The 19,933-nt window shown below is 68.3% G+C and carries 23 protein-coding genes; 12 read left to right on the forward strand and 11 right to left on the reverse strand.

Annotated elements, in window-relative coordinates:
- Nucleotides 1-22 precede the first annotated feature (22 nt).
- Genes EDD41_RS13445 through EDD41_RS13460 form a run of 4 tightly spaced genes read left to right on the forward strand, consistent with a single transcriptional unit; the run spans nt 23 to nt 3,560 of the window.
- Nucleotides 23-631 carry a hypothetical protein gene (locus EDD41_RS13445; RefSeq protein ID WP_123576259.1) on the forward strand — a complete coding sequence of 203 codons (609 nt, stop codon included), beginning with the start codon at nt 23-25 and terminating at the stop codon, nt 629-631.
- Nucleotides 628-960, forward strand: coding sequence for a hypothetical protein (locus EDD41_RS13450; RefSeq protein WP_123576260.1), 333 nt, complete (start codon nt 628-630; stop codon nt 958-960). Before EDD41_RS13445 ends, EDD41_RS13450 begins: the two co-directional genes overlap by 4 nt.
- Complete coding sequence (locus tag EDD41_RS13455; RefSeq protein WP_123576261.1) at nt 957-1,679, forward strand: hypothetical protein; 723 nt, start codon at nt 957-959, stop codon at nt 1,677-1,679. The genes EDD41_RS13450 and EDD41_RS13455 overlap by 4 nt, the downstream gene beginning before the upstream one ends.
- Nucleotides 1,680-1,682: 3 nt before the next feature.
- Nucleotides 1,683-3,560: an FtsK/SpoIIIE domain-containing protein gene (locus EDD41_RS13460; protein ID WP_123576262.1), complete on the forward strand. Its 1,878-nt coding sequence runs from the start codon at nt 1,683-1,685 to the stop codon at nt 3,558-3,560.
- A 58-nt stretch (nt 3,561-3,618) separates the two neighbouring features.
- On the opposite strand, the gene EDD41_RS13465 is transcribed toward EDD41_RS13460, so the two are convergent.
- Nucleotides 3,619-5,130 carry a hypothetical protein gene (locus EDD41_RS13465; protein WP_148060576.1) on the reverse strand — a complete coding sequence of 504 codons (1,512 nt, stop codon included), beginning with the start codon at nt 5,128-5,130 and terminating at the stop codon, nt 3,619-3,621.
- Between the two features lie 332 nt (nt 5,131-5,462).
- On the opposite strand from EDD41_RS13465, the gene EDD41_RS13475 reads away from it, so the two are divergent.
- Nucleotides 5,463-6,098, forward strand: a complete 636-nt coding sequence (locus EDD41_RS13475; RefSeq protein ID WP_123576265.1) for a recombinase family protein — start codon at nt 5,463-5,465, stop codon at nt 6,096-6,098.
- Between the two features lie 18 nt (nt 6,099-6,116).
- On the opposite strand, the gene EDD41_RS13480 is transcribed toward EDD41_RS13475, so the two are convergent.
- Together EDD41_RS13480 and msrA are read right to left on the reverse strand one after the other, a co-directional pair.
- Entirely contained in the window at nt 6,117-7,745 is a 1,629-nt protein-coding gene (locus tag EDD41_RS13480; protein ID WP_123576266.1) for a recombinase family protein, read from the reverse strand.
- A gap of 99 nt (nt 7,746-7,844) precedes the next feature.
- Nucleotides 7,845-8,393, reverse strand: a complete 549-nt coding sequence (gene msrA / locus EDD41_RS13485) for a peptide-methionine (S)-S-oxide reductase MsrA (protein WP_123576267.1) — start codon at nt 8,391-8,393, stop codon at nt 7,845-7,847.
- Between the two features lie 33 nt (nt 8,394-8,426).
- Here msrA and EDD41_RS13490 point away from each other — a divergent pair, with 33 nt between their 5' ends.
- Nucleotides 8,427-8,897 carry a heme-binding beta-barrel domain-containing protein gene (locus EDD41_RS13490; protein ID WP_094765835.1) on the forward strand — a complete coding sequence of 157 codons (471 nt, stop codon included), beginning with the start codon at nt 8,427-8,429 and terminating at the stop codon, nt 8,895-8,897.
- Here EDD41_RS13490 and EDD41_RS13495 read toward each other — a convergent pair.
- From EDD41_RS13495 to EDD41_RS13505, 3 genes are read right to left on the reverse strand one after another with little or no spacing between them, the layout of a single operon-like run.
- On the reverse strand, nt 8,882-9,679 hold the full coding sequence (locus EDD41_RS13495) for a polysaccharide deacetylase family protein (RefSeq protein ID WP_148060577.1): 798 nt from the start codon (nt 9,677-9,679) through the stop codon (nt 8,882-8,884). The genes EDD41_RS13490 and EDD41_RS13495 overlap by 16 nt on opposite strands.
- Before the next feature lie 9 nt (nt 9,680-9,688).
- A complete protein-coding gene (locus tag EDD41_RS13500) occupies nt 9,689-10,384 on the reverse strand; it encodes a uracil-DNA glycosylase (RefSeq protein ID WP_123576269.1) in 696 nt (231 codons plus the stop codon).
- Entirely contained in the window at nt 10,381-11,595 is a 1,215-nt protein-coding gene (locus EDD41_RS13505) for an MFS transporter (RefSeq protein ID WP_245995654.1), read from the reverse strand. The genes EDD41_RS13500 and EDD41_RS13505 overlap by 4 nt, the downstream gene beginning before the upstream one ends.
- A gap of 111 nt (nt 11,596-11,706) precedes the next feature.
- Between EDD41_RS13505 and EDD41_RS13510 the strand changes: the two genes are divergently transcribed.
- From EDD41_RS13510 to EDD41_RS13520, 3 genes are all read left to right on the forward strand, one after another.
- On the forward strand, nt 11,707-12,888 hold the full coding sequence (locus EDD41_RS13510) for an AI-2E family transporter (protein WP_425454358.1): 1,182 nt from the start codon (nt 11,707-11,709) through the stop codon (nt 12,886-12,888).
- Between the two features lie 70 nt (nt 12,889-12,958).
- Nucleotides 12,959-14,038 (forward strand): hypothetical protein, encoded by a 1,080-nt coding sequence (locus tag EDD41_RS13515; RefSeq protein ID WP_211336664.1) that lies wholly within the window; start codon nt 12,959-12,961, stop codon nt 14,036-14,038.
- Nucleotides 14,035-14,469, forward strand: a complete 435-nt coding sequence (locus EDD41_RS13520; protein ID WP_123576271.1) for a DUF2089 domain-containing protein — start codon at nt 14,035-14,037, stop codon at nt 14,467-14,469. The genes EDD41_RS13515 and EDD41_RS13520 overlap by 4 nt, the downstream gene beginning before the upstream one ends.
- A 72-nt stretch (nt 14,470-14,541) precedes the next feature.
- Here EDD41_RS13520 and greA read toward each other — a convergent pair whose 3' ends face one another.
- Both greA and EDD41_RS13530 read right to left on the reverse strand, forming a co-directional pair.
- On the reverse strand, nt 14,542-15,048 hold the full coding sequence (gene greA / locus EDD41_RS13525; protein WP_094765830.1) for a transcription elongation factor GreA: 507 nt from the start codon (nt 15,046-15,048) through the stop codon (nt 14,542-14,544).
- Nucleotides 15,049-15,112: 64 nt separating this feature from the next.
- Nucleotides 15,113-15,520: a DUF4307 domain-containing protein gene (locus EDD41_RS13530; protein ID WP_170165388.1), complete on the reverse strand. Its 408-nt coding sequence runs from the start codon at nt 15,518-15,520 to the stop codon at nt 15,113-15,115.
- A 37-nt stretch (nt 15,521-15,557) separates the two neighbouring features.
- Here EDD41_RS13530 and mca point away from each other — a divergent pair, with 37 nt between their 5' ends.
- Nucleotides 15,558-16,481 carry a mycothiol conjugate amidase Mca gene (mca, locus tag EDD41_RS13535; RefSeq protein ID WP_094765862.1) on the forward strand — a complete coding sequence of 308 codons (924 nt, stop codon included), beginning with the start codon at nt 15,558-15,560 and terminating at the stop codon, nt 16,479-16,481.
- Between the two features lie 26 nt (nt 16,482-16,507).
- On the opposite strand, the gene EDD41_RS13540 is transcribed toward mca, so the two are convergent.
- Complete coding sequence (locus EDD41_RS13540) at nt 16,508-16,711, reverse strand: hypothetical protein (RefSeq protein WP_123576272.1); 204 nt, start codon at nt 16,709-16,711, stop codon at nt 16,508-16,510.
- 37 nt (nt 16,712-16,748) lie between these two features.
- Here EDD41_RS13540 and EDD41_RS13545 point away from each other — a divergent pair, with 37 nt between their 5' ends.
- Nucleotides 16,749-18,812 (forward strand): thioredoxin domain-containing protein, encoded by a 2,064-nt coding sequence (locus EDD41_RS13545; RefSeq protein ID WP_123576273.1) that lies wholly within the window; start codon nt 16,749-16,751, stop codon nt 18,810-18,812.
- Here EDD41_RS13545 and EDD41_RS13550 read toward each other — a convergent pair.
- Nucleotides 18,784-19,071 carry a TetR/AcrR family transcriptional regulator C-terminal domain-containing protein gene (locus EDD41_RS13550; RefSeq protein ID WP_170165389.1) on the reverse strand — a complete coding sequence of 96 codons (288 nt, stop codon included), beginning with the start codon at nt 19,069-19,071 and terminating at the stop codon, nt 18,784-18,786. The two genes, EDD41_RS13545 and EDD41_RS13550, sit on opposite strands and share 29 nt — an antisense overlap.
- The gene (locus EDD41_RS13555) at nt 18,953-19,651 is read right to left on the reverse strand and encodes a TetR/AcrR family transcriptional regulator (RefSeq protein WP_123576275.1); all 699 of its coding nucleotides are present in this window, start codon (nt 19,649-19,651) and stop codon (nt 18,953-18,955) included. The genes EDD41_RS13550 and EDD41_RS13555 overlap by 119 nt, the downstream gene beginning before the upstream one ends.
- Here EDD41_RS13555 and EDD41_RS13560 point away from each other — a divergent pair.
- Nucleotides 19,650-19,877: a hypothetical protein gene (locus tag EDD41_RS13560; protein WP_123576276.1), complete on the forward strand. Its 228-nt coding sequence runs from the start codon at nt 19,650-19,652 to the stop codon at nt 19,875-19,877. The genes EDD41_RS13555 and EDD41_RS13560 overlap by 2 nt on opposite strands.
- The last annotated feature ends 56 nt before the right edge of the window (nt 19,878-19,933 follow it).

Raw genomic sequence — 19,933 nt, forward strand, 5'->3', positions numbered from 1 at the left:
GAGGGATGCAGCGACCCGCTGCATGACCAAGACGCAAACCCGCAAGACCCTCGATTCATACCGCCTGACCCAGGGCGTCGGTCCTGTGACCGACCCCCACGTGTTCGAGCTGTTCCAGCCATGGCTCCAGCTCCACGTTCCCCGACTGGCCGGGCGTCCGCTCCACGTCGTCTGGAAGCCCGGCGACGCCGCACGCGGTCGTCGTGGCAGCCTCTGCTACGCCGCCGAGCTGCCCGACGGCAGGCTCCAGCCGTTCTCCACGTCCGCGATTCTCAGGCCGCCCACCGAGGTCGAGGTGCGGACCAAGAGGATGCGCGAGGCCATCGCCGGCCAGATGGCCGGGTTCAAGGCCTCGGCCTTCCGCGATGCCGAGCCCGAGCTGCCCCTGAGTGCCCTGAGCGGTCAACCCCTGACCTGGGACGACGCTGAGGTGGACCACCTGGTGCCGTTCCACCGCCTGCGCGATACCTGGCTGACCAGCGCCGAGGACCCCGACGACATGGATTCTTGGGCCATCTGGCACCTCACCCACGCCCGCGTGCGTCTGCTGAGCCGTGCCGAGAACTCTGCCCGTGGTGGTGCCGAGGGTGATGAGGGGTTTCCGCCGGGGATGCAGCGACTCTTTGCATGAACACCAACAGCATCCGCATCGCCGCCGCCCTCGCCATCCTGGGGACCGCCGCCTGCACAGCCCCCAGTCCACCCTCTAAGCCCAGTCCGAGTGTCTCCGTGGCTCTGCCAGCCCGCATTGACCTCGGGCATAAGGGCGCTCGCGCCTACTGCGAACCCGGTGGCCGTAGCGTCACCGTCTTCCCAGGGGCCGTTGCCATCACCAACGGCCGCGTCCTCGATGAGCACCGCAATGCTGCAACACCAGTGGTCTTCGCCCCCGAGGCCGTCGTGGTCTTCGAGGACGGCACCCGTGTCACCCTGCCCGAGTGCCAGGAGGTGGCCCGATGACTGACGCGGGCACGACCATGATTCTCGTCTCTCTCGCCGGCGCTGGTCTCGCCTCCCGTGCATGGCTCTCGCTGGACCGCGCGAGCGACGGCATGCGCTCGCCGCTGACCGGGCTCGGCCTCCTCGCCGGGCTGGGCATCAACGCCGCCGCCTGGCTGGCCTTTGCTGACAGCCAGAGCCCGCTGGCCGGGATGCTGGCGCTGACCATTGGCTACATGCTGGCGTCCCAAGTGGGTCGCTGGCTGGTCGATGCCCCTGTGGTCAGGCTGGCGGGGATGCCCATGTGGGCATGGGCCGTCGTGGTGCTGGGCATGCTCGCGGGTGTCTTGCTCGATGTGCCGGTGGCTGTCGGCTATGCCCTTGGCCTCGGTGTCACTGCCGTCGTGGCCGTCCAGAACATGGGCGCACTGCGGGCCATGGAGCGCGACATCGCCTCCCTCGCCAACCCGTTGGCGGCCATCTTGGGCATCTCGGCCCAGACCGTCTGGGAGCTGGGTCCCCGTCGCACTGCCGACGGCGGTCTCGTGGTGCGGATGCCTGCCCCTGCCATCGCCCGTATCCCCCAGATGGACGCGCTGGTTGCCCAGGCCCTGCCCGCCATGGAGGTCGCACACGTGGACTCCACGGTCCTCCAGCTGGCTCCCGTCTCGCCCGAGACCCTGCACGCCCGTCAGACCATGACCGACTCCGGCGGCCTGGTCGTCGGAATCGAGGACTGACCCATGTTTCGACGCAAGCCCACGTTCACCCCCGACGCCGCCATCCAGCATGCCTTCGGGCTGCTGGAGCAGGGAGGCCACCCAGCCACCGTGCTCCGCTGGCTGGAGCGGCAGAAGGTGCCGACCGAGATGCTGGCCGCTGCTTGCCATGAGCGAGGGACCACCGCCGCCCAGGTGTTTGGGCTGGACGTGCCCGAACCTCAAGCTCCGCAGACTGGTGATGTGGCCCCCTCACCGGAGCAGGGCTTCTTCCTGGTGGACGAGCCCGGCGAGGAGTGGACTCCCGCCGAGATTGGCACCCACTGGACGACGTTGGTCAGGAATGCTCAGGCTGAGGGCATCACTCCCGGCGTCGTGGAATGGTCCACGGTCCACGGCTGCTGGGTTATCCGCCCGCAGCGCACCAAGGTGCTCCAGCTCGCGGCCAACGTCCGCCCAACCGATGGCGAACGCGTCGCGGCGTTGTATCCCGACCACGAGCTGGTGGAGTTCCGCCCCTACGAGCGGCGGGCGGTCATCGGGGAGCTGGCGCCCGCCGAACGACAGGCCCGCCAGGTCGTCGCTGGATTGCTGGGATGCCGTCCATGGGAGCTCCAGGTGCAGGTATGCATGGCCAAGCCCGGCGTCGGCCACCCCGTCGAATGGGTGATGCTGGAGGGCCAGCCTCTACTGACGCTGGCCCGAGACAAGATGGCCAAGATTCTCGAAACCGCCATGCTGCACCTGCCCGGCGGGTCCGAAGGATGGCGCACCGCATGGCAGGAACACCTGGGGCGCGCCGTCCTCATCTATGGCGAGCCAGAACGTCTGCCTGCGCTGGCCGAGCTGCTGCCCACCCTGGAAATGGGCGGTTCGTGGAGTCAGCTCCCCATGGGCCTCGACCCCCGTCAGCGGACGGTTGCCCTGGACCTGAAGCTCGGGCCCCATGCCGGCATCTGGGCACCCACGGGCGCAGGAAAGACCGTGCTGCTGTTGGGGCTTGTGGCGCAGGCGCTCACGCGCGGTCACCAAGTGGTCATCATCGACCCCTCGAAAATGGGTGCGGACTTTGTGCCGGTCAAGGCATGGGCCGCCGCATGGGGAGACACCATCCCGCGCGCTGCTGCCATCCTCCGGGCGGTCTATGGCGAGGTGGAACGACGCCGCCAGCTCTGCGCCTCCTATGGCGTCGGATTCTGGGAGGACTTGCCAGCCGACCTGCGCGCTGAGAAGGGCATCCAACCCATGCTCGTGGTGGTGGACGAATTCGTTTCGCTGGCACTGCCTCGCACGGTCAACAAGGCTCTGGACAAGGACCATCCGCTTCGCCTGGAGGCCGAGGAGGTCAACGGCTACAAGGCAGAAATCAGCGAGTACGTCGGCCGGATTGCCCGTGAGGCGAGGTTTGTCGGCGTCCACCTGGCGCTCGCTGCCCAGCGGCCAGATGCTGCCATCATCTCGGGCGAGATGCGCTCCAACCTGACCTCAGTGGTGCAGCTCACGCGTCCGGGAGCCGTCCCCAGCCGTGAGGCCTTGGGGATGGCGTTCACTGCGGATGCGGTGCCTGCTGCTGCCGAGACCCTCGCAACTCTGGACGACGGCAAGAGCCGAGGCTTGGCCGTCATCGCTGCCGACGGTGGTGGGGTCAGCGGATTCCGGGTGGCCTACGCCCCCAGCCAGGCGATTGCGGAGCGGCTGGAGGAACTCGGGGTGCCTTCCCCACGTAAGCTGGAGGTCGCCATGCAGCAGGATGAGCCGCAAGTGAGGCACATCCCCAGCCAGGAGGACCTGTTCGCGGAGGCCGTGACCGTCGACGCGTTCGACCCCGTGGGCGATGCCCCCGGTGGCGATGTGGACCTCTCAGCCTTGGTCACAGGTGCCAGCGAGGGCCTCTGGGACTGACGGAACAACACCCCCGCCACGGCGAACCGTGGCGGGGGTGTTGTGTGTTCTCCGGAGGTCAGGGCCAGCTCTTGTGGATGCGCTCGACCTCAGTCATCAACTGGGTCATCGCCTGCCCCTTGTCGTCCATGAAGGCGTCGCCCGTTCCCGAGATGGAGACGTGCTTGCCACCCTCCGCCCATTCGACGGCAACCAGCTTGTCAGTGGTGTTCTTGGCCAACCACGCATTCGGCCCAAGCTGCGGCAGCGGGGTCACGGTGCCGTGTTCGCGGTCGTAGGCCTGCATCTTCTGCATGGCCGAAGGTGACCCGTCGGCCAACAGCCGCACGTTGACACAGTTGCCTCCCGCGCACCACGCCTTTCCCTCCTGGATGGCCTTGGATTGAACGCTGGTGCCGAGGATGCGCTGGGCTGCGGTGCCGAGCAGAACTCCGCTGGCTCCCTTGCCCGGTTCGACCGGTTCAGGTGTTGCCGGAGTTGCCGACCCAGGCGCGGGTGCGCTGGCAGGTGTTCCCTTGACGGCCTTGGCGATGCGGTCGGCCCAAGACTGGAGTGCATAGCCATCCATCGTGAGCGGGTTCAACATGGTCTCGACATAGAGGTCAGGGTTGCCGCCGGTCGATGCGGGCTTCTCGGCAGTTGCCCGTCCAATGGTGAACTCCAGACGAGCGCGGTCATCCCCACTGCCCTCGCCTTGGTAGGTGCAGCTCAGAGCACCGTTCTCCTTCAGAGAAGAACTCAGCTCGGGAACACCGGGCCACGAGAGCAGGCCAGCCACCGACGAGGGCTCGCCCACCAGAGAAAGGCACGTCTTGGTGAGTTCGTCGTCGGAGGCATCCTTGTCGGGGAATGCCGTCTCACCCTTGGGCGACAGCTCGGCATCGCCCAGTGCCGGGGCAGGCGGCACGTCGGTTGCGCCAGAAGCCTTCGCGTGGGAGGCCACTTGTTCCTTCCACGAGAGCGCTTCGGACGTGTTCGGCGGGGTGGAGTCATCGGCATCAATGGTGAACGTGACGCACAGGTCACCATCCGCCTTGACCATCTCGGTGCCGGAGTTCTTCGCGGCTTGGCACTCGGCGTTCTTCGTGATGCTGAAATTCACACCGTGGAATCGGTCGTCCCCCTCGGTGAACTCGCAGGTCAGACCAGCCTTCGAGTCGACCTTGCTGGCGGCCACCGTAAAGGGGAGTCCGAACAAGCGTGTCACCTCGGCCTTGCCTCCCGAGAGTTTGGCGCACGCGTTTGTCAGCTTCCAGCTGTTGGACTCTGCCGGGCCTAGGCTCAGCAGCTCGGCCACGTTCACGTCTGCAAAGGACGCCCCCGGTTGCGCCTGCGAGGTGTCCTTTTCGCTGGGTGCCCCGGACTGTGCGGGGGTCTCTGCTGGCACCTCGGCTGCACCTGCGCTGCATCCGGCGGCTAGGGCGAGCATGACCAGCCCCGTCGCGATTCGGCCTCGGTTCTTCATTCCTGCTCCTTCACGTTGGGGTCTTTGATGAGCACGTACCAGCGCCGACCAACCTGTTGAAAGCCCAAACTCCCGGCCTTCCCTGCCTTGGCCGCCCGCTGGCATCTGGCGCGCAGAGCCTCGGGGGATGGGGCACCCACGAGCCGGTAGGCCTCCGACAGCGGGACCAACGTCTCACCCGGCCCCAGTTCGACGGGGGTGGTGTCCCTGGTCATGCTCGATTTCCTCCCAATGGACTGCTGACCCTGTCTAGCGAGGAATGGAGGCCACGTCACCACACGACGAAACAGGGTGTTGCGCGGTGATACGAGATGGAACGCGACGCTTCACGACGGATATGCACCCTTGGGAGTTGCAGATTCGCTGGCCAATCCTCAGGAATGTGAGTGTCGGGCAGTCCGAGAAACGAAGGTTTCCGGGACCGACACTGACTCGTCATGACCACGCGTCCAGATATCGTCCGAGAACCCGAGAATGTCCCAGAACTCCCTGACACCGATTCCGGGACGCCGGTGGTGGCCTATCTCCGAGTGAGCACATCCGGGCAGTCGGTCGATAGCCAGCGGCTGGCCATCGAGCGGTCGGGCTTCACCATCCAGCGCGAGTTCGTGGATTCGGCCTCGGGCGCTCGTGCTGACCGCCAAGGACTGGGGGACCTCCTTGTCTGGGTCCGGGAGGGTGATGTGGTCGTCACCTACTCGCTCAGCCGTCTCTCCAGGTCCACCCGTGACCTCCTGGGCATCATTGAGCAACTGGAGGCCAAGGGGGCCCAGCTCGTCTCCGTCACCGAGGCCATCGACACGGCGACTCCTGCTGGCCGACTGCTCATCACGGTGCTGTCTAGCATCGCCGCGTTCGAGCGGGAGACGCTGGTAGACAGGACCAAGGCCGGTCTTGACGTGGCCCGTGCCAAGGGCCGAAGGCTGGGCCGTCCCCCGACTGATGCCGCGCTGGTCCGGGAGGTCGAGCGGTTGCGCGCCCAGGGCATGAGCGCTGCGGCTGCCTGCCGCGAGGTGGGCATCGGTCGTGCGACCTACTACGCCCACGCCGCCGCCGAGAAATCTCATATGTGAGATGAACGGGGTGAGAGCTTAGGCCTCGCCGCTGCCGATATCCGCAACCTGCGCCATATCGAGGTCGCCATCCGATGTTCGTGGCAAGGGCTCCACACCGATTGCATATGGGGCGACCGCCCGCCAGACGGCTTGGCGCACTGAGGGGGAGAGCGCAGGAGCATCATTGAGCTGGTCGAGCAGCCAGTCGGGTGCATCGGGCAGCGGCCAGGTCAGCCCTGACCAGTCGGGGCGGTGGTGGGAAGAATGCCAACTGTCGAAGGAGGGCTCGTCCAGCCACTCCACCGTGATGGAGCCCTCCCGCAGGCCCACACGTTGCCCCTTCTTGCGCACGCCCGTGGGCGGCGGCAGTGGCGGCAGGGTCACCACCATCGTGGCCGCGAGGACCTGACGCAGTGCATGCAAGGGGAGCGCAAGGATGGTCTGGCTCACGTTGTAGGCGCGGGGCTTGGGTCCTTCCCAGCCCATGGTGGCCAGCTCGCGCCCCATGGCCTCAATTTCGCTCCTGAGGCGTTCGATGGCGGGCAACGCGGTGCTTCGGGGCAGGAGGTCGGCCACGTAATCTTCCGTCACCTCAGCCAGCTTCCTTTCAGCCTCCGTGAGCCGTTCGGACAGCCGTGCGGCGGGGTCGGGGGCATCATTGCGAGGCAGGAGTGCCGCCTTCGCGCTGGCTATTTCCAGCCGCCAGAGCAGCAGAGCCATGACGGCCCTGTCGATGTCCTCCCGGTCGCGGTTGAGGTGGGCGTTGGTCCGGCACCGGTAGGCCTGTCGCTTGCCCCCGGCGGTGTTCATCACGCCGCCGGCAATCATGGACTCACCGCACTTGCCGCAGATGAACAGGCCCGTTCCGAGCCCTTGGACGACGCCGCGCTCATGGCCGGTGTAGCGGCGGTTGGGAGAGTTGAGGATGACCTCGGCGCGGCGGAAGACCTCGCGGGGGATGAGCGGCTCCCATTGAGGCTCGACATCGAAGACTTCGCCTCGAAAGGTCGAAATCCCCGCGTACACGGGTTGAGTCAGTCGGCTGCGAATGACCGTTCGGCTTGATGGTGCATCTGGCGCTATCTGGATGAAGGCGTCGCGGGCTGCCTCCAGGTTGTGGGTGCGGATGAAGGTCTCGAACAGGGTCGGGATGGCCAGGCAGGCTTCCTCCGTGGCTGTCCCATCTGCGTTGTATCCCCAGATACGCCCCGAGGTGAGTAGGCCTTTCTGAGCCTTCGCCCTGGCAGCCGCGATGACGCGCTCGGACTTGTGCTGGGACTCGAACCGGCTGACCACCGTCAGGATGCTGCCGCTCATCACCGCCGAGGCATCACTGGTGTCAACGATGGTGCCGGTGACGGGATGGATTAGCAGACCATTGATGCGCAGCAGTCGTTGCAGGTCGTCCAGCGAGCGGGTTACCCGGTCGAGATGCCAGCACAGGAGCACGTCTGCCCGACCGGATGTGAGTAGCTCCACCGTCCGCTCGAAGGCCGGACGACGAACACCGCTGTACGCACTGACGGAGTTGTCCACGCACACCTCGATGACCTCGTACCCCTCGCGTCGGGCCAGCGCCCGGCACTCCAGCTCCTGGCGCTCCACGCCAGCTCCGTCTCGCTGGTCCAGCGAGATGCGGCAGTAGATGACGGCGGCACGAGGCATACGCGTCAGCCTAGAACAGGGGTCTGACAATCATCGACAGACACCAGTGCCATGACTGGGGCAATAACCTCCGGGGTTCCTACATGGTCATTGAAGCAGTCATAGACAGACGCCCGTGCCATGACTGGGACAATAACCACCGGGCACACGGTCCAGGTACTGCTGGTGGAATTCCTCGGCCAGCCAGAACTGCCCGGCCGCCTCGATCGTCGTGGTGATGGAGCCGTAGCCCGCGGCGGACAGGCTGGTCTGGAAGGTGGCCCGCATCCGCGCAGCCGTTTCGGCCTGCTCGTCGTCGACCGTGAACAGCGCCGAGCGGTACTGGCTGCCGACGTCATTGCCCTGCCGGTCACCCTGCGTTGGGTCGTGGTTCTCGAAGAAGACCCGCAGCAGCTCCTCGTAGCCCACCACCGACGGGTCGAAGACCACGCGCACCGTCTCCGCGTGCCCGGTTCGTCCGGTGCAGGTCTGCTCATAGCTGGGGTTGGCCAGCTGCCCGCCCATGTAGCCCACGGCCGTCGACAACACCCCGTCGTGCTGCCAGAAGAGCTTCTCCGCGCCCCAGAAACAGCCCATGGCGAAGTAGGCCGTCCGGCTGCCGGGGAAGTCACGGTCCAGGGGATCACCAAAGATGCGATGGAAGAGCATGCCTGCACACTAGCTCGCGCCTACGCTGGGGTCATGACGAGCAATCCCGTGGAAGCCCTGCAGCCCCTGATCGGCACCTGGCGGGGTGAGGGTCACGGCAACTATCCGACCATCGAGGCCTTCGACTACACCGAGGAGATCACCTTCGCCGACGTGGGCAAGCCCTTCCTCGTCTACCACCAGCGCACCTGGGCACCCGACGGGCGCCCCCTGCACGTGGAGATGGGCTACCTGCGCACGCCCAGCCCCGGCGTGGTGGAGATCACGATGGCCCTGCCCACAGGCCAGGCCGAGACCGGCGTCGGCACCGTGGCTGCGGATCCCTTCCAGATCACCCTGGACTGTGTGGTGGCAAGCACTCCGTCTGCCAAGCCGGTCACGGGCAGCCGCCGTGCCCTGGGCCTGGACGGTGACGTGCTGCAGACCAGCTACGCCATGGCTGCGATGGGGCTGGAGTTGCAACCGCACCTGACCAGCCGCCTGGTGCGTCAGGCCGCTGGGTAGAGCGTGCCGGCCTTCGTCGCGCCCAACAGCTGGGTGACGGTGACCAGCGTGTAACCCTGCTTCTGCAGGGCGTCGATGGTGGGGGCCGCCGCATCCACCGTCCAGGGGTGGATGTCGTGCATCAGCAGGATGGAATTGCGGCTGGCGCGCTGGAGGGTGAGTTTCGTGATGATGGCGGCCGTGTCGTGGCCGGCGACCCAGTCCTCCGGGGAGTTGTTCCAGACCACGACGGCCAGCCCGTGGGCCCCGGCGATCTGGTCCGTGCGGCTGGTACGGGCCGCGTAGGGAGGGCGCACCAGCGTCGGCTTGCTGCCCGTCAGCTTCTGCAGGACCGCATTGGTGCGGCTCAGCTCCCAAGCCACCTTCGCGTCGGGCAGGTCGCTGATGGCCTTGTGGTCATAGGTGTGGCTGGCGATCTCGAAGCCCTGGGTCTGCGCCTGCTTGACGATCTGCGGGTAGGTCTCGGCCGCATTGCCCAGCATGAACAGGGTGGCGGTGGCCTTGCGATCGGTGAAGGCCTTCAGCAGCTTCGGGGTGAGCGGGCTGGGGCCGTCGTCGTAGGTGAGCGCAATGCACTTCTCCTTCGCGCAGTCCACCTCCGGCCGGGGAGCGTCGGCCGCGGGCCGGGGCATCGACGACGGGACGGGCGGTGTGGATGAGGCGGCGGGGCCGGCGCCCGTCACGGGAGGGGCGCTGTGGTGCCCTTCAGCCGCGCAGCCGACCGAACCGAGGGCAAGCAGCAGGACCAGTGGGACAGGCAGATGCCACCGAGGATTCTTCACGCACTGACTCTACGGGTGGGCAGGGTCTGGCAGACGCCAGTCGATGGGGCCGGCACCCTGCTCGGCCAGCAACTGGTTGGCGCGGCTGAAGGGCCGTGAGCCGAAGAAGCCCGAACGGGCCGACAGGGGCGACGGATGCGGGCTGGCGATCATGGGGACCTGACCCAACATCGGCCGCAGGGACTGGGCGTCGCGGCCCCACAGGATGGCCACCAGCGGGCCCTCCCGCTCCACCAGGGCCTCGATGGCGCGCTGTGTGACGGCCTCCCACCCCTTGCCCCGATGGGACCCGGCGGCACCCGGCCGGACGGTGAGCACCCGGTTGAGCAGCAGGACACCCTGGTCGAACCAGGCCGACAGGTCACCGTGGGCGGCGGGTTCGATCCCCAGGTCCTCACGCAGCTCGGTGTAGATGTTCTGCAGGCTTCGCGGGACGGGCCGGACGTCGGGCTCGACGGAGAAGCTGAGTCCCACCGGATGCCCGGGGGTGGGGTAGGGGTCCTGCCCGACGACCAGAACCCGCACGTCGGCCAGCGGCCGGGTGAAGGCCCGCAGTACCCGGTCACCGGCAGGCAGATAGCCCCGACCCTCCGCGATCTCGGTGCGCAGGAAGTCACCCATCCGGTGCACCTGCTCCTCGACGGGTGCCAGGGCGGCCGCCCAGTCTGGCGCGATGATCTGGTCCAGAGGGCGAGGGGCGTTCATGCGGTCTCCAAGGTGTTGGGCCGGGGTGCGGAATACCGCGGCATGGTCCAGGACAGGGCGGCGCCGGCCAGCAGGAGCAGGCCGCCGGTGGCGAAGGCAATGCCCATCCCGAAGGCGTCGGCCAGGGCGCCTGCGGCCAGCGGGCCGATGATCGCGCCCAGGTCACTCATCATCGAGAAGGTGGCGACGGGTGCACCCCCACGTCCACCGGTGACGTCGCCCAGCACCGCCGTCGGGGCAGTGGAGTGGGCGGCCGACCCGATGCCGTAGACGCACAGCACCGCGGTCAGCACCCAGATGGTGGGCGACCACGGCATCGCCAGGGCGGCCAGTCCGGTGGCCAGCCCGGCCAGGATCATCAGGGGCCGACGGCCGATGGTGTCCACGGCGCGGCCCACCGGGCCCAGCGCGATGGTCTGTGCGACGGCGGCGATGGCGAAGGCGATGCCCGTCCACGACGTCGACTTGTGCAGGACCTCGGTGACCAGCACCGGCACCAGCGAGCTGCGCACCCCGAAGGACTGCCAGCCCTGGGCGAAATTGCTGAGGCAGGCCGCCCGGTAACGCACATCCCGCACCGCCTCGGACAAGGCCATCTCCGGCTTCTCGGACTTCTCGACCTGACCCTGCGGGCGGCTCAGCAGACACAGGCCCACGATGCCGGCCACGCTCAACGTCGCCGCGTAGACGAAGAAGGGGGCGGTCAGCGAGATGGCCGCGAACAGGCCACCGACGGCCGGGCCCGCCATGCCCCCGATCAGGAAACCGCCCGAGTACAGGGCCGACGCCCGCCCACGCAGCTGCGGCTCGACGGTACGCAGCAGCAGCGTCATCGCGGCGACCGTGAACATCGCGGAGCCGATGCCGCCCAGTGCCCGCATCCCCAGCAGCGCCCAGAAGCTCGTCGCCAAACCGGCCGCCGCAGAGGATGCTGCGACGATGAACATGCCCACGCCCAGCACCGAGCGTTCGCCCAGCCGGGAGATGAGCGGGGTGCAGGCCGGGCTGGTCAACAGCCGCATGGCGGCGAAGGCGCTGATCACCATCCCCACCATCAGGTTGCTGACCTCGAAGCTGCGCGCGAAGACGGGCAGGACGGGGACCATGACGCCGAAGCCCACGGACACACAGAAGGCGATGATGGACAGCACCCACACGTCGCGGGGCAGGCCTCGGCTGTCGCGGGAGATCACGGCAAGGGGGTTGAGCACGGTGCACAGGTTAGCCTTGGTGACGAACACCGATTCGAAAGGTCCCGACGCATGGCACTTCGCCCCCTGTCCCGCGAGGCCCACCAAGACTCCGGCCCGAAGGCCGTCGCAGTGGAAGACCAGTCCGGCCAGGTGATCACCCGCGAGATGCTCGCCGAGGAGGCCGCCACGCCCGGCGTCGTCCCGCACGGCATCCAGCTGGCTGCCGGCTGGTTCTGGCGTCTGCTGGTGATCGGGGCCGGCCTGTACGGCATCTGGTTCGTGCTCTCCGGCCTGTCCGAGGTGGTCATCCCCCTCTTCGTCGCGCTGCTCTTCACGGCCGCACTGTGGCCCATGAAGACCTGGCTGCAGGGCAGGGGTCTCCCGCGGGGAGCGGCCGCCGGGCTCAGCCTGCTGGCGCTCGTCGCCCTCGTGGCCGCCATCTTCTCGCTGGTGGGTGCGCAGATCGCGTCCCAGAGTTCCAGCCTGGCCGACGCCTCGGTGAAGAGCTACGAGCAGTTCATGAACTGGCTGGCCAGCGGGCCGCTGCAATTGCACGAGACGCAGATCGACGGATGGACCCAGAAGGGCATTGTCTGGGCCAAGAGCCAGCAGTCGGTCTTCACCGGTTACGCCGCCGCGGCCGGTGCCCAGCTGGGGCACTTCTTCGCCGGCATCGCCCTTGCGTTGTTCGCGCTGTTCTACTTTCTCTATGAGGGGCGGACCTTCGCCCGCGCCGGCTTCTCGCTGGTGCCGAAGGGATCTCGCAGCCGGATCGCCGATGCATGCGGCAAGGGTTGGACCTCGTTGGTCTCCTATGTGCGGGCCGCCGTGATCGTCGCCGCCGTCGACGGCCTGGGTGCCGGCATCGGCGCCGCACTGGTTGGCTCCGACCTCTTCCTGGCCATTGGCGCGCTGACCTTCATCACGGCCTTCGTGCCGCTGCTCGGGGCCTTCGTCGCGGGCCTGGTCTCCACCAGTGTCGTGCTGCTCACCCTGGGATGGGTCAAGGCCCTGATCATGTTGGGCATCTTCGTCGCGGTGATGGAGCTGGAGGCCCATGTGCTGCAGCCCTTCCTGCTGGGCAAGGCGGTCTCCATCCATCCGCTGGCCGTGCTCTACGGTCTGGCAGTGGGCACCATCCTGGCGGGAGTGGTCGGTGCGCTGTTCGCCGTCCCGATGCTGGCCTTCGCCAATGCCTTCATCCGGGCGATGCGTTCCCACGGCAGCCACGACGAGCTCCCCGCCGACGAGGAGAGCGGTCACGAACCGGCCGCGGTGGCCCTGAGCGAAGATCCGTCAACCCAGCCGTGACACCCTGAAGGAACCCTCACAATGCAAGCCGCCCCTTCTGGAATGGAAGGAGCGGTTTTACATTTGTTGCATGACCAATGACTTGACCGCGATCCTCGAGGACCTTGCCTCGGGGCGGATCGACGCCGCCGAGGCCGGGCGTCGGATCGATGCCACGAAGGAACCGCAGGAACCGAAGGAACCGCAGGAAACACGAGCGCAGGCGGGCGAGGAAGCGCAGGCGAGCGTGGAACCCACGTGGGGGGCCATCGCCCGCGACCTCTTCGGTGCGGCCAGCGGCTTCGCCCAGGAGGCGGCGCGGGGCGCCGCGCATAGCGTCGACGGGGTGTGGCAGCACAGCAGCACTGTGCGGCAGCAGCCCGGCAAGCCCGAGCAGGACGGCGCCCCCTCCGGCCAGGGGCCCGTGGGCAGCCACGGGGTGGGTCGGGTACAGGTGCGCGCCACCGGGCGTCGCGTCCGGATCATCGGGGACGCCAGCATCGCGACCCTGGCTGCCGACGGGCCGCATGTGCTGCGCCGCAGTGGTGACGTGCTGGAGGTCACCTCCGACGGGGAACTGGGCGACGGGCTCGGCGGTTTCAGCTTGCTGCGCAGCCCGCTGACGGGCAGCGTGCTCAACCAAGGGCTCGGCGGCCTGCGCAATCTGGGCCTGGACGACCTGCGCGGCATCGGCCTGGGCAAGGAACTGCTGCTGCGGGTCAACCCGGCCATCGCCGTTGACGTGGAACTGACCGCCGGCAGCCTCGCCACCATCAACCTCCCGCTGCTCGGCCGGGTGCGGGTCACGGCCGGGGGTGCCCAGCTGGGTGACGTGCGGCAGGTCACCGATGCCCTGGTGCAGGCGGGCAGCCTGACCGCCCGAGGCCGCTTCGACCGAGGGCGCTCCCGGGTGCGCGTGGAGTCCGGCAACCTCGTCGTCGGCCTCGCCGGGGATGCCGATGTCGCCGTCCACGCGGATGCCCAGCTGGGGCGTGTCGTCTGGCCCGGTGGAGGAGTGGCCCTGCACGAGTACACGGCAGGGGACGGTGCGGGCCGGCTGGACCTGGCGGTCGTGATGGGTGCCGCCAGCGTCCGGCACGACGGACACGACGAGACCCCAAACGAGGATTCCGCAGACGAACAGTCTTCGGAGCAGGAGGAACGGGCATGACCACGGACCAGGCAACCCACGACCACAGCCCCTATCGGGCCCCAGCGGACTGTCCGGTCTGCGCCGGGGAACTGCTCACCACCCGACTGGGCTGCCCAGGGTGCGGCTCGGAGGTGGGTGGCCGCTTCCAGCGCTGCCGCTTCTGTGCGCTGGACACCACACAGCTGGAGCTGCTGACCGTCTTCCTGGCCAGCCGTGGCAATCTGCGCGAGGTGGCCAAGCAACAGCAGGTCAGCTATCCGACCGCCCGCGCCCGGATCAGCGGGCTGCTGGCTGCGCTGGGGATCGAGGAGATCGGCGGTTCTGAGAGCGAGCCGGAGCCCGAGCCCGTGGGGGAACCCAGGGCGCTGACCCGCGACGAGCTGCTGGCCGCGGTCGCCGAGGGCAGGTTGGAGCCCTCCGAAGCGGCTCGGCTGATCGCCGGTCTCTGAACGGACACATGACGAGCGGCTCCGCACCCCAGAGGGGGTGCGGAGCCGCTCGTCGCGTCGTCTGGCGTCGTGTCAGGCCTGGAAGTTCTCCACCTTCACGACGGTGATCTCGATGGTCTTGCCATTGGGGGCCTCGTAGCTGGAGCTCTCGCCCACCTTCTTGCCCAGCACCGCGGCGCCCAGCGGGGACTGCGGGCTGAAGACCTGGATGTCGACGGACTCGTCGAGACCCATCACCTCGCGGGAGCCCAGCAGGAAGGTGTCGGTGTCGTCCTCATCGCCGAAGTAGGCGACGGTGACCTGGGTACCCGGGGCGGCCTCGCCCGTCTTGGGGGCCTCGCCGACCTTGGCGCGACGCAGGATGTCCTCCAGCTGGAGGATGCGGGCCTCCATCTGGCCCTGCTCCTCGCGCGCGGCGTGGTAGCCGCCGTTCTCGGACAGGTCGCCCTCATCGCGGGCCTGGGCGATCTTGGTGGTGACCTCGGTACGGCCGTCGCCCTTGAGGTACTCCAGCTCGCCGGTCAGCTTGTCGTAGGCATCCTGGGTGAGCCAGACGACGTCGGTTGCGTTTTCAGACATCCCGAAAACCTACCATCGGAGGGAGCGGGGGCCAAGGACCCTGTGCCCTTCTTCAGGCTCGGCCTCAGGCCGGCCGGCAGTTCTGGACGGTGACGGAGACCGCGCGGTTGACGGTCTTGACCGGCACGGAGATCCGCGTGATCCGGCCGGTGCCGGGCGGGATGGTGGCCTCCAGTTCCCCGACGCGCACGAAATTCTCCGCGGTCGCCTCGAGCGTGCACACCGCGGGCCGTGCCGGATCCTTGCGCTGCACCCTGAGGTCCGCCGTGATCTGGTGCTCGCCGCCGTCGTGGAAGCTGTGCACATCGGCCACCACATCGGGCGTCGCCCCGCGGCCACCGGCCCAGGCCAGCCACCCGGCGAGCAGCACCGCCAGAACCGTCGCCAGCACCAGGTAGAGACGATGTCGTGCCGGGGTCGCGGGGTAGCGGGCGGCGATGCGGGCGCGGTCGGCCTCGGTCAATGAACTCACGCGGACCATTGTGCCAAGTGCGGGCACAATGGTCGCCATGTCCTCGACAGTCTCTGCCCAGACCCCTCCCGCTCTGCGCCTGATGCACGTGCACGCGCACCCCGACGACGAGTCGAGCAAGGGTGCCGCCACCACCGCGAAATACGTCGCCGAAGGCGTCCAGGTGATGGTGGCCACCTGCACCGGTGGTGAGCGCGGCAGCGTGCTGAACCCCAAGATGGATCGTCCCGAGGTGTGGAAGGACATCGCCGCCATCCGGCATCTGGAGATGGACAAGGCCCGGGAGATCCTGGGCGTCGAGCAGCGCTGGCTGGGCTACATCGACTCGGGATTCCCGGAGGGGGATCCGCTGCCGCCGCTGCCGGAGGGTTGCTTCGGTCTGGTGGATCCCGACGTGGCGGCCCAGCCGCTGGTGCGCCTGATCCGTGAGTTCAAGCCGCAGGTGGTGACCACCTACGATGAGAAGGGCGGTTACCCGCATGCCGACCACATCATGTGCCACCGCATCACCTTGGCCGCCGTCCAGCAGGCCGCGGATCCCAACATGCATTCGGACCTGGGCCCGGCCTGGCAGGTCAGCAAGCTCTATTACCAGATGGGTTTTCACCGGCTCCGGCTGGCGGCCCTGGATGCCGCGATGCACGAGAAGGGCCTGGAGTCCCCCTATGTGGAGCGCCTCGCCAAGTGGGAGGACTTCGAGTACGAGAAGCGGATCACGACGCGCATCCCGTGCGCGGACTGGTTCCCGGTGCGGGACGCGGCGCTGCTGGCGCACGCCACCCAGATCGACCCGGACGGGCCCTGGTTCGCGGTGCCCACAGAGGTGCAACAGAAGGTCTGGCCCACCGAGGACTTCGAGCTGGTCTTCAGCACGGTCCCGACGACCCTGCCGGAGGACGACCTGTTCGCCGGGCTGCGCCAGCAGGTGGCCGAGGACCCCAGCGAGGACTGGACGATCTAGTTCTCGTCGGTGTTGTTGCGCTCGAACTAGTTCTCGTCGGTGTTGTTGCGCTCGAAGGCCTGGGCGGCGCGACCCTCTTCGGTCATCTCCGACTCCCAGGGGATGTTGGAGGCGATGTGCTTGGTGTGACGGCGCAGGCTCAGCGAGCCGAGGATGATGAAGGCGGCGATGACGCAGAAGGTCACGAAGGTGAGCATGCCGCTGCTCATCAGGGGGGTCAGCTGGTTCATGGGGCCCACGATAGACCCGCCCGGCTAGGCTGTGCGCGTGCCGAACCGTCTTGCCGAGTCCACCAGCCCCTACCTGCAGCAGCACGCCCACCAGGAGGTCGACTGGTACCCGTGGGGTGCCGAGGCCTTCGAGGCGGCCCGTGAACGTGACCTGCCCCTGCTGGTCAGCACCGGATATGCCGCCTGCCACTGGTGCCACGTGATGGCCCACGAGAGCTTCGACGACCACGAGACGGCCGTCTACATGAACGAGCACTTCGTCAGTGTGAAGGTGGACCGCGAGGAGAACCCGGACGTCGACTCCGTGCTGATGAATGCCACTCAGGCACTCACCGGGCAGGGGGGATGGCCGATGACGGTCTTCCTGACTCCGGACGGCGAGCCCTTCTTCGCCGGCACCTACTTCCCGCCGCAGCCCGCCAACGGCCAGCCCAGCTTCCGCCAGGTGCTCGAAGCGCTGGCCGGGGCCTGGGACGAGCGTCGAGACGAGGTGCTGGGCTCCGCGTCGAGCATCGCATCGCAGCTTCGTGAGCTGAACCCGGTCGCCAGTTCCACGACCGTGCCCGGGGCCCGGGAGACCTTGGAGCTGCTGGGCAAGGACTACGACATGATCCACGGCGGTTTCGGCACGGCGCCGAAGTTCCCGCCGGCGATGGTGCTCGACGCCCTCTTGGTCAAGGGCGACCCGACCAGCCTCGACATGGCGCAACTGACCTGCGAGATGATGGCCCGCGGCGGCCTCTTCGACCGTGTCGGAGGCGGTTTCCACCGCTATGCCGTCGACCCCGGCTGGGTGGTGCCGCACTTCGAGAAGATGCTCTATGACAACGCCCTGCTGCTGGGAACCTACCTGCGCTGCTGGCGGCGCACCGCCGACCACGACGGCTACAAGCGTGAGGTCTACGAGAACGTCATCTACTCGACCGTCGAATGGTTGGAGCGCGAGATGCGCACCGAGCCCGTCGAGGGCCTTGGGGGCGGCGCCTTCGCCGCCAGCCTCGACGCCGACAGCGTCGACATCCGCGGCATGGTGGCCGAGGGTATCTACTACCTGTGGAATCCGGACCTGCTGGTCGACGCGTTGGGGGAGGCCGACGGCGGCTGGGCACGCCAGGTCTTCCACGTGCACGAGGGCGGCACCTTCGAGATGGGGTTGTCCACCCTGCAGCTGCACGGTTCCCCGGACCAGGCGCGGCTGACCGCGGTGCTGGACAAGCTGCGGGCCGAGCGGGCGAACCGTTTCCCGCCGAGCCGTGACGACAAGGTGGTGGCCGCCTGGAATGGCCTGGTCATCGAGAGCCTGGTCAATGCCGCGATGACCTTCGGGGAGGCCGGCTGGTTGGAGCTGGCCCGCGATGCCGCCCAGGCCGTCTGGGATGTGCACATCGACCAAGCTGCGGACCGCTTCGTGCGGACCTCCCGCGACGGTGTGGCCGGCACCACCGCGGCCGTCGCCGAGGATCACGGCGCCCTGGCGCTGGGACTGGCCCGGTTGGCCGGCGCCACCGGTGATGCCACGTGGCTGGAGCGCGCGGTGTGGCTGCTCGAACGCGCCGACCGGCTCTTCACGGCCGAGGACGGCGGCTTCTTCGACGCCGAGGCCAGCGACGAGCTGTTCACCCGTCCCCGTGACCTGACCGACAACTCCACCCCGTCGGGCACCAGCTCCATGGTGGCCGCCCTGCGCCTGGCCGGTCTGCTGGCCTGCCGCGAGGACCTGCTGGCGCGAGCCGACCGGGCTGCCGAGACCACCTGGCCGCTGGTGGCCAGCCAGCCGCGCTTCGCCGGCTGGTCGCTCGCCGATGCGCTCGTGCTGGACGAGGCTCGTCGTGGCCTCAGCCCTGCGCAGGCCGTCATCGTGCTGCCTGATTCCGCGCCCGAGGCGGAGATTGACCGGCTCGCGACGGCTGCCTGGCGGATGGCTCCTGCCGGCACCGGCATCGTCGTCGGCAGGGGCGGGACCGAGGGCTTCGGTCACCTCTTCGACGACCGCACCGCCCGGGATGGTCAGAGCACAGCCCATGTCTGCCGCGGCGAGGTCTGCTTCGAGCCCACCACCGACTATGCGGACCTCAAGACCCCGCTGTGGAGCCGCTGCTGACCGGCCAACCGGCCAACAGCGCGCCCAGTCCGTTGGAGAACTCGTCGTCGGGCTGCCAGCCGTAGCCCGTCGCGAGAGCTCGGGCCAGGTGCGGGGCGGTCTCGGTCATTGCGGCCAGGGCCTGTTCGGGGGCGACGCCGTCACCACCGACGGGTTGGCGCACCTCCGCCTGGACCTTGCCGACGGTGAAGGCCACCACGCAGTCCAGCAGCCGCATCGCCTGTGCGGGCGGCAGTCCCTGGCCGTCCAGCCGAGCCACGAGCTCGTCGGCCAGTCCAAGTAGCCGGGGGGGCGACCATCGGGCGGGCTCCCACCAGCTGGACCAGCCGCGGGTGTTCCAGCAGTACCCGTCGCAGCTCGTGGGCCAGGCTCGCAACCTGCTGCTGCCAGCCACCGTCGACGGCCGGGGCGAGGCCGCTCCAGAGCTCGTCGACGACCAGGTCGAAGAGCGCCGCCTTGTTCGGGACGTGGTGGTAGACGGTCATCGGGTCGACTCCCATCGCGGCACCCAGCTTGCGCATGCTGAAGGCGTCCGGACCCTCGGCGTCGAGCAGGGCGACGGCCTGCCGCACGACCTCGGCGGTGCTGGTGCTGGCGGGGCGGGGGGTCATCGCATCTCCTGTCGGGTGCTGCGAGCGGGTGAAGAAGAGGACACGATCGTGCCACATGACCCAGCCGCAGACGGGCAGCAGGATGGCCGTCTGGATCACCTTGGTGTTCGGATCCGTGTGCAGGATCCCGTTGCCGACATTGGCGCACGGGTGGAAGACGATAGGGATCCAGATGTTGCGCCGGCAGCAGTAGCGCGGAGCCCAGCGCGTCGGCGGGGGTGACGCCATGCAGCGTGAACAGGCGTTCCCGTGCGTCCGCGAGCAGTCGTGGATCCCGCCGAATCAGCACGAGTGCTACCAGTACGGGGGCGAAGAGCCCGGCCAGGGCGAGCGTGGTGGTGAGCAGCTGGAGGCCGGTGTCCTGCGGCTGGATCCGCGAGGTCGCGGCGGCGAGGCCCACAGGGTCCAGGGGATGGCGATGGACAACACGAAGAAGGTCCAGGGGTGGCGGTAGTGGCGGACCTCGGCGGCGGCGACAAGGGGCGGCAGCGTGGTGGAGAGCATGACCCA

It is taken from the genome of Luteococcus japonicus, assembly GCF_003752415.1.
GTDB classification, from domain to species: Bacteria; Actinomycetota; Actinomycetes; order Propionibacteriales; family Propionibacteriaceae; genus Luteococcus; species Luteococcus japonicus.

Bases quoted from the DNA above. Each gene is read 5' to 3' on its own strand.
- EDD41_RS13445 (WP_123576259.1), top strand. From the start codon at position 23: ATGACCAAGACGCAAACCCGCAAGACCCTCGATTCATACCGCCTGACC.
- EDD41_RS13450 (WP_123576260.1), top strand. From the start codon at position 628: ATGAACACCAACAGCATCCGCATCGCCGCCGCCCTCGCCATCCTGGGG.
- EDD41_RS13455 (WP_123576261.1), top strand. From the start codon at position 957: ATGACTGACGCGGGCACGACCATGATTCTCGTCTCTCTCGCCGGCGCT.
- EDD41_RS13460 (WP_123576262.1), top strand. From the start codon at position 1,683: ATGTTTCGACGCAAGCCCACGTTCACCCCCGACGCCGCCATCCAGCAT.
- EDD41_RS13465 (WP_148060576.1), bottom strand. From the start codon at position 5,130: ATGCCAGCGGGCGGCCAAGGCAGGGAAGGCCGGGAGTTTGGGCTTTCA.
- EDD41_RS13475 (WP_123576265.1), top strand. From the start codon at position 5,463: ATGACCACGCGTCCAGATATCGTCCGAGAACCCGAGAATGTCCCAGAA.
- EDD41_RS13480 (WP_123576266.1), bottom strand. From the start codon at position 7,745: ATGCCTCGTGCCGCCGTCATCTACTGCCGCATCTCGCTGGACCAGCGA.
- msrA (WP_123576267.1), bottom strand. From the start codon at position 8,393: ATGCTCTTCCATCGCATCTTTGGTGATCCCCTGGACCGTGACTTCCCC.
- EDD41_RS13490 (WP_094765835.1), top strand. From the start codon at position 8,427: ATGACGAGCAATCCCGTGGAAGCCCTGCAGCCCCTGATCGGCACCTGG.
- EDD41_RS13500 (WP_123576269.1), bottom strand. From the start codon at position 10,384: ATGAACGCCCCTCGCCCTCTGGACCAGATCATCGCGCCAGACTGGGCG.
- EDD41_RS13515 (WP_211336664.1), top strand. From the start codon at position 12,959: ATGACCAATGACTTGACCGCGATCCTCGAGGACCTTGCCTCGGGGCGG.
- EDD41_RS13520 (WP_123576271.1), top strand. From the start codon at position 14,035: ATGACCACGGACCAGGCAACCCACGACCACAGCCCCTATCGGGCCCCA.
- greA (WP_094765830.1), bottom strand. From the start codon at position 15,048: ATGTCTGAAAACGCAACCGACGTCGTCTGGCTCACCCAGGATGCCTAC.
- mca (WP_094765862.1), top strand. From the start codon at position 15,558: ATGTCCTCGACAGTCTCTGCCCAGACCCCTCCCGCTCTGCGCCTGATG.
- EDD41_RS13540 (WP_123576272.1), bottom strand. From the start codon at position 16,711: ATGAACCAGCTGACCCCCCTGATGAGCAGCGGCATGCTCACCTTCGTG.
- EDD41_RS13560 (WP_123576276.1), top strand. From the start codon at position 19,650: ATGCAGCGTGAACAGGCGTTCCCGTGCGTCCGCGAGCAGTCGTGGATC.
- EDD41_RS13555 (WP_123576275.1), bottom strand. From the start codon at position 19,651: ATGGCGTCACCCCCGCCGACGCGCTGGGCTCCGCGCTACTGCTGCCGG.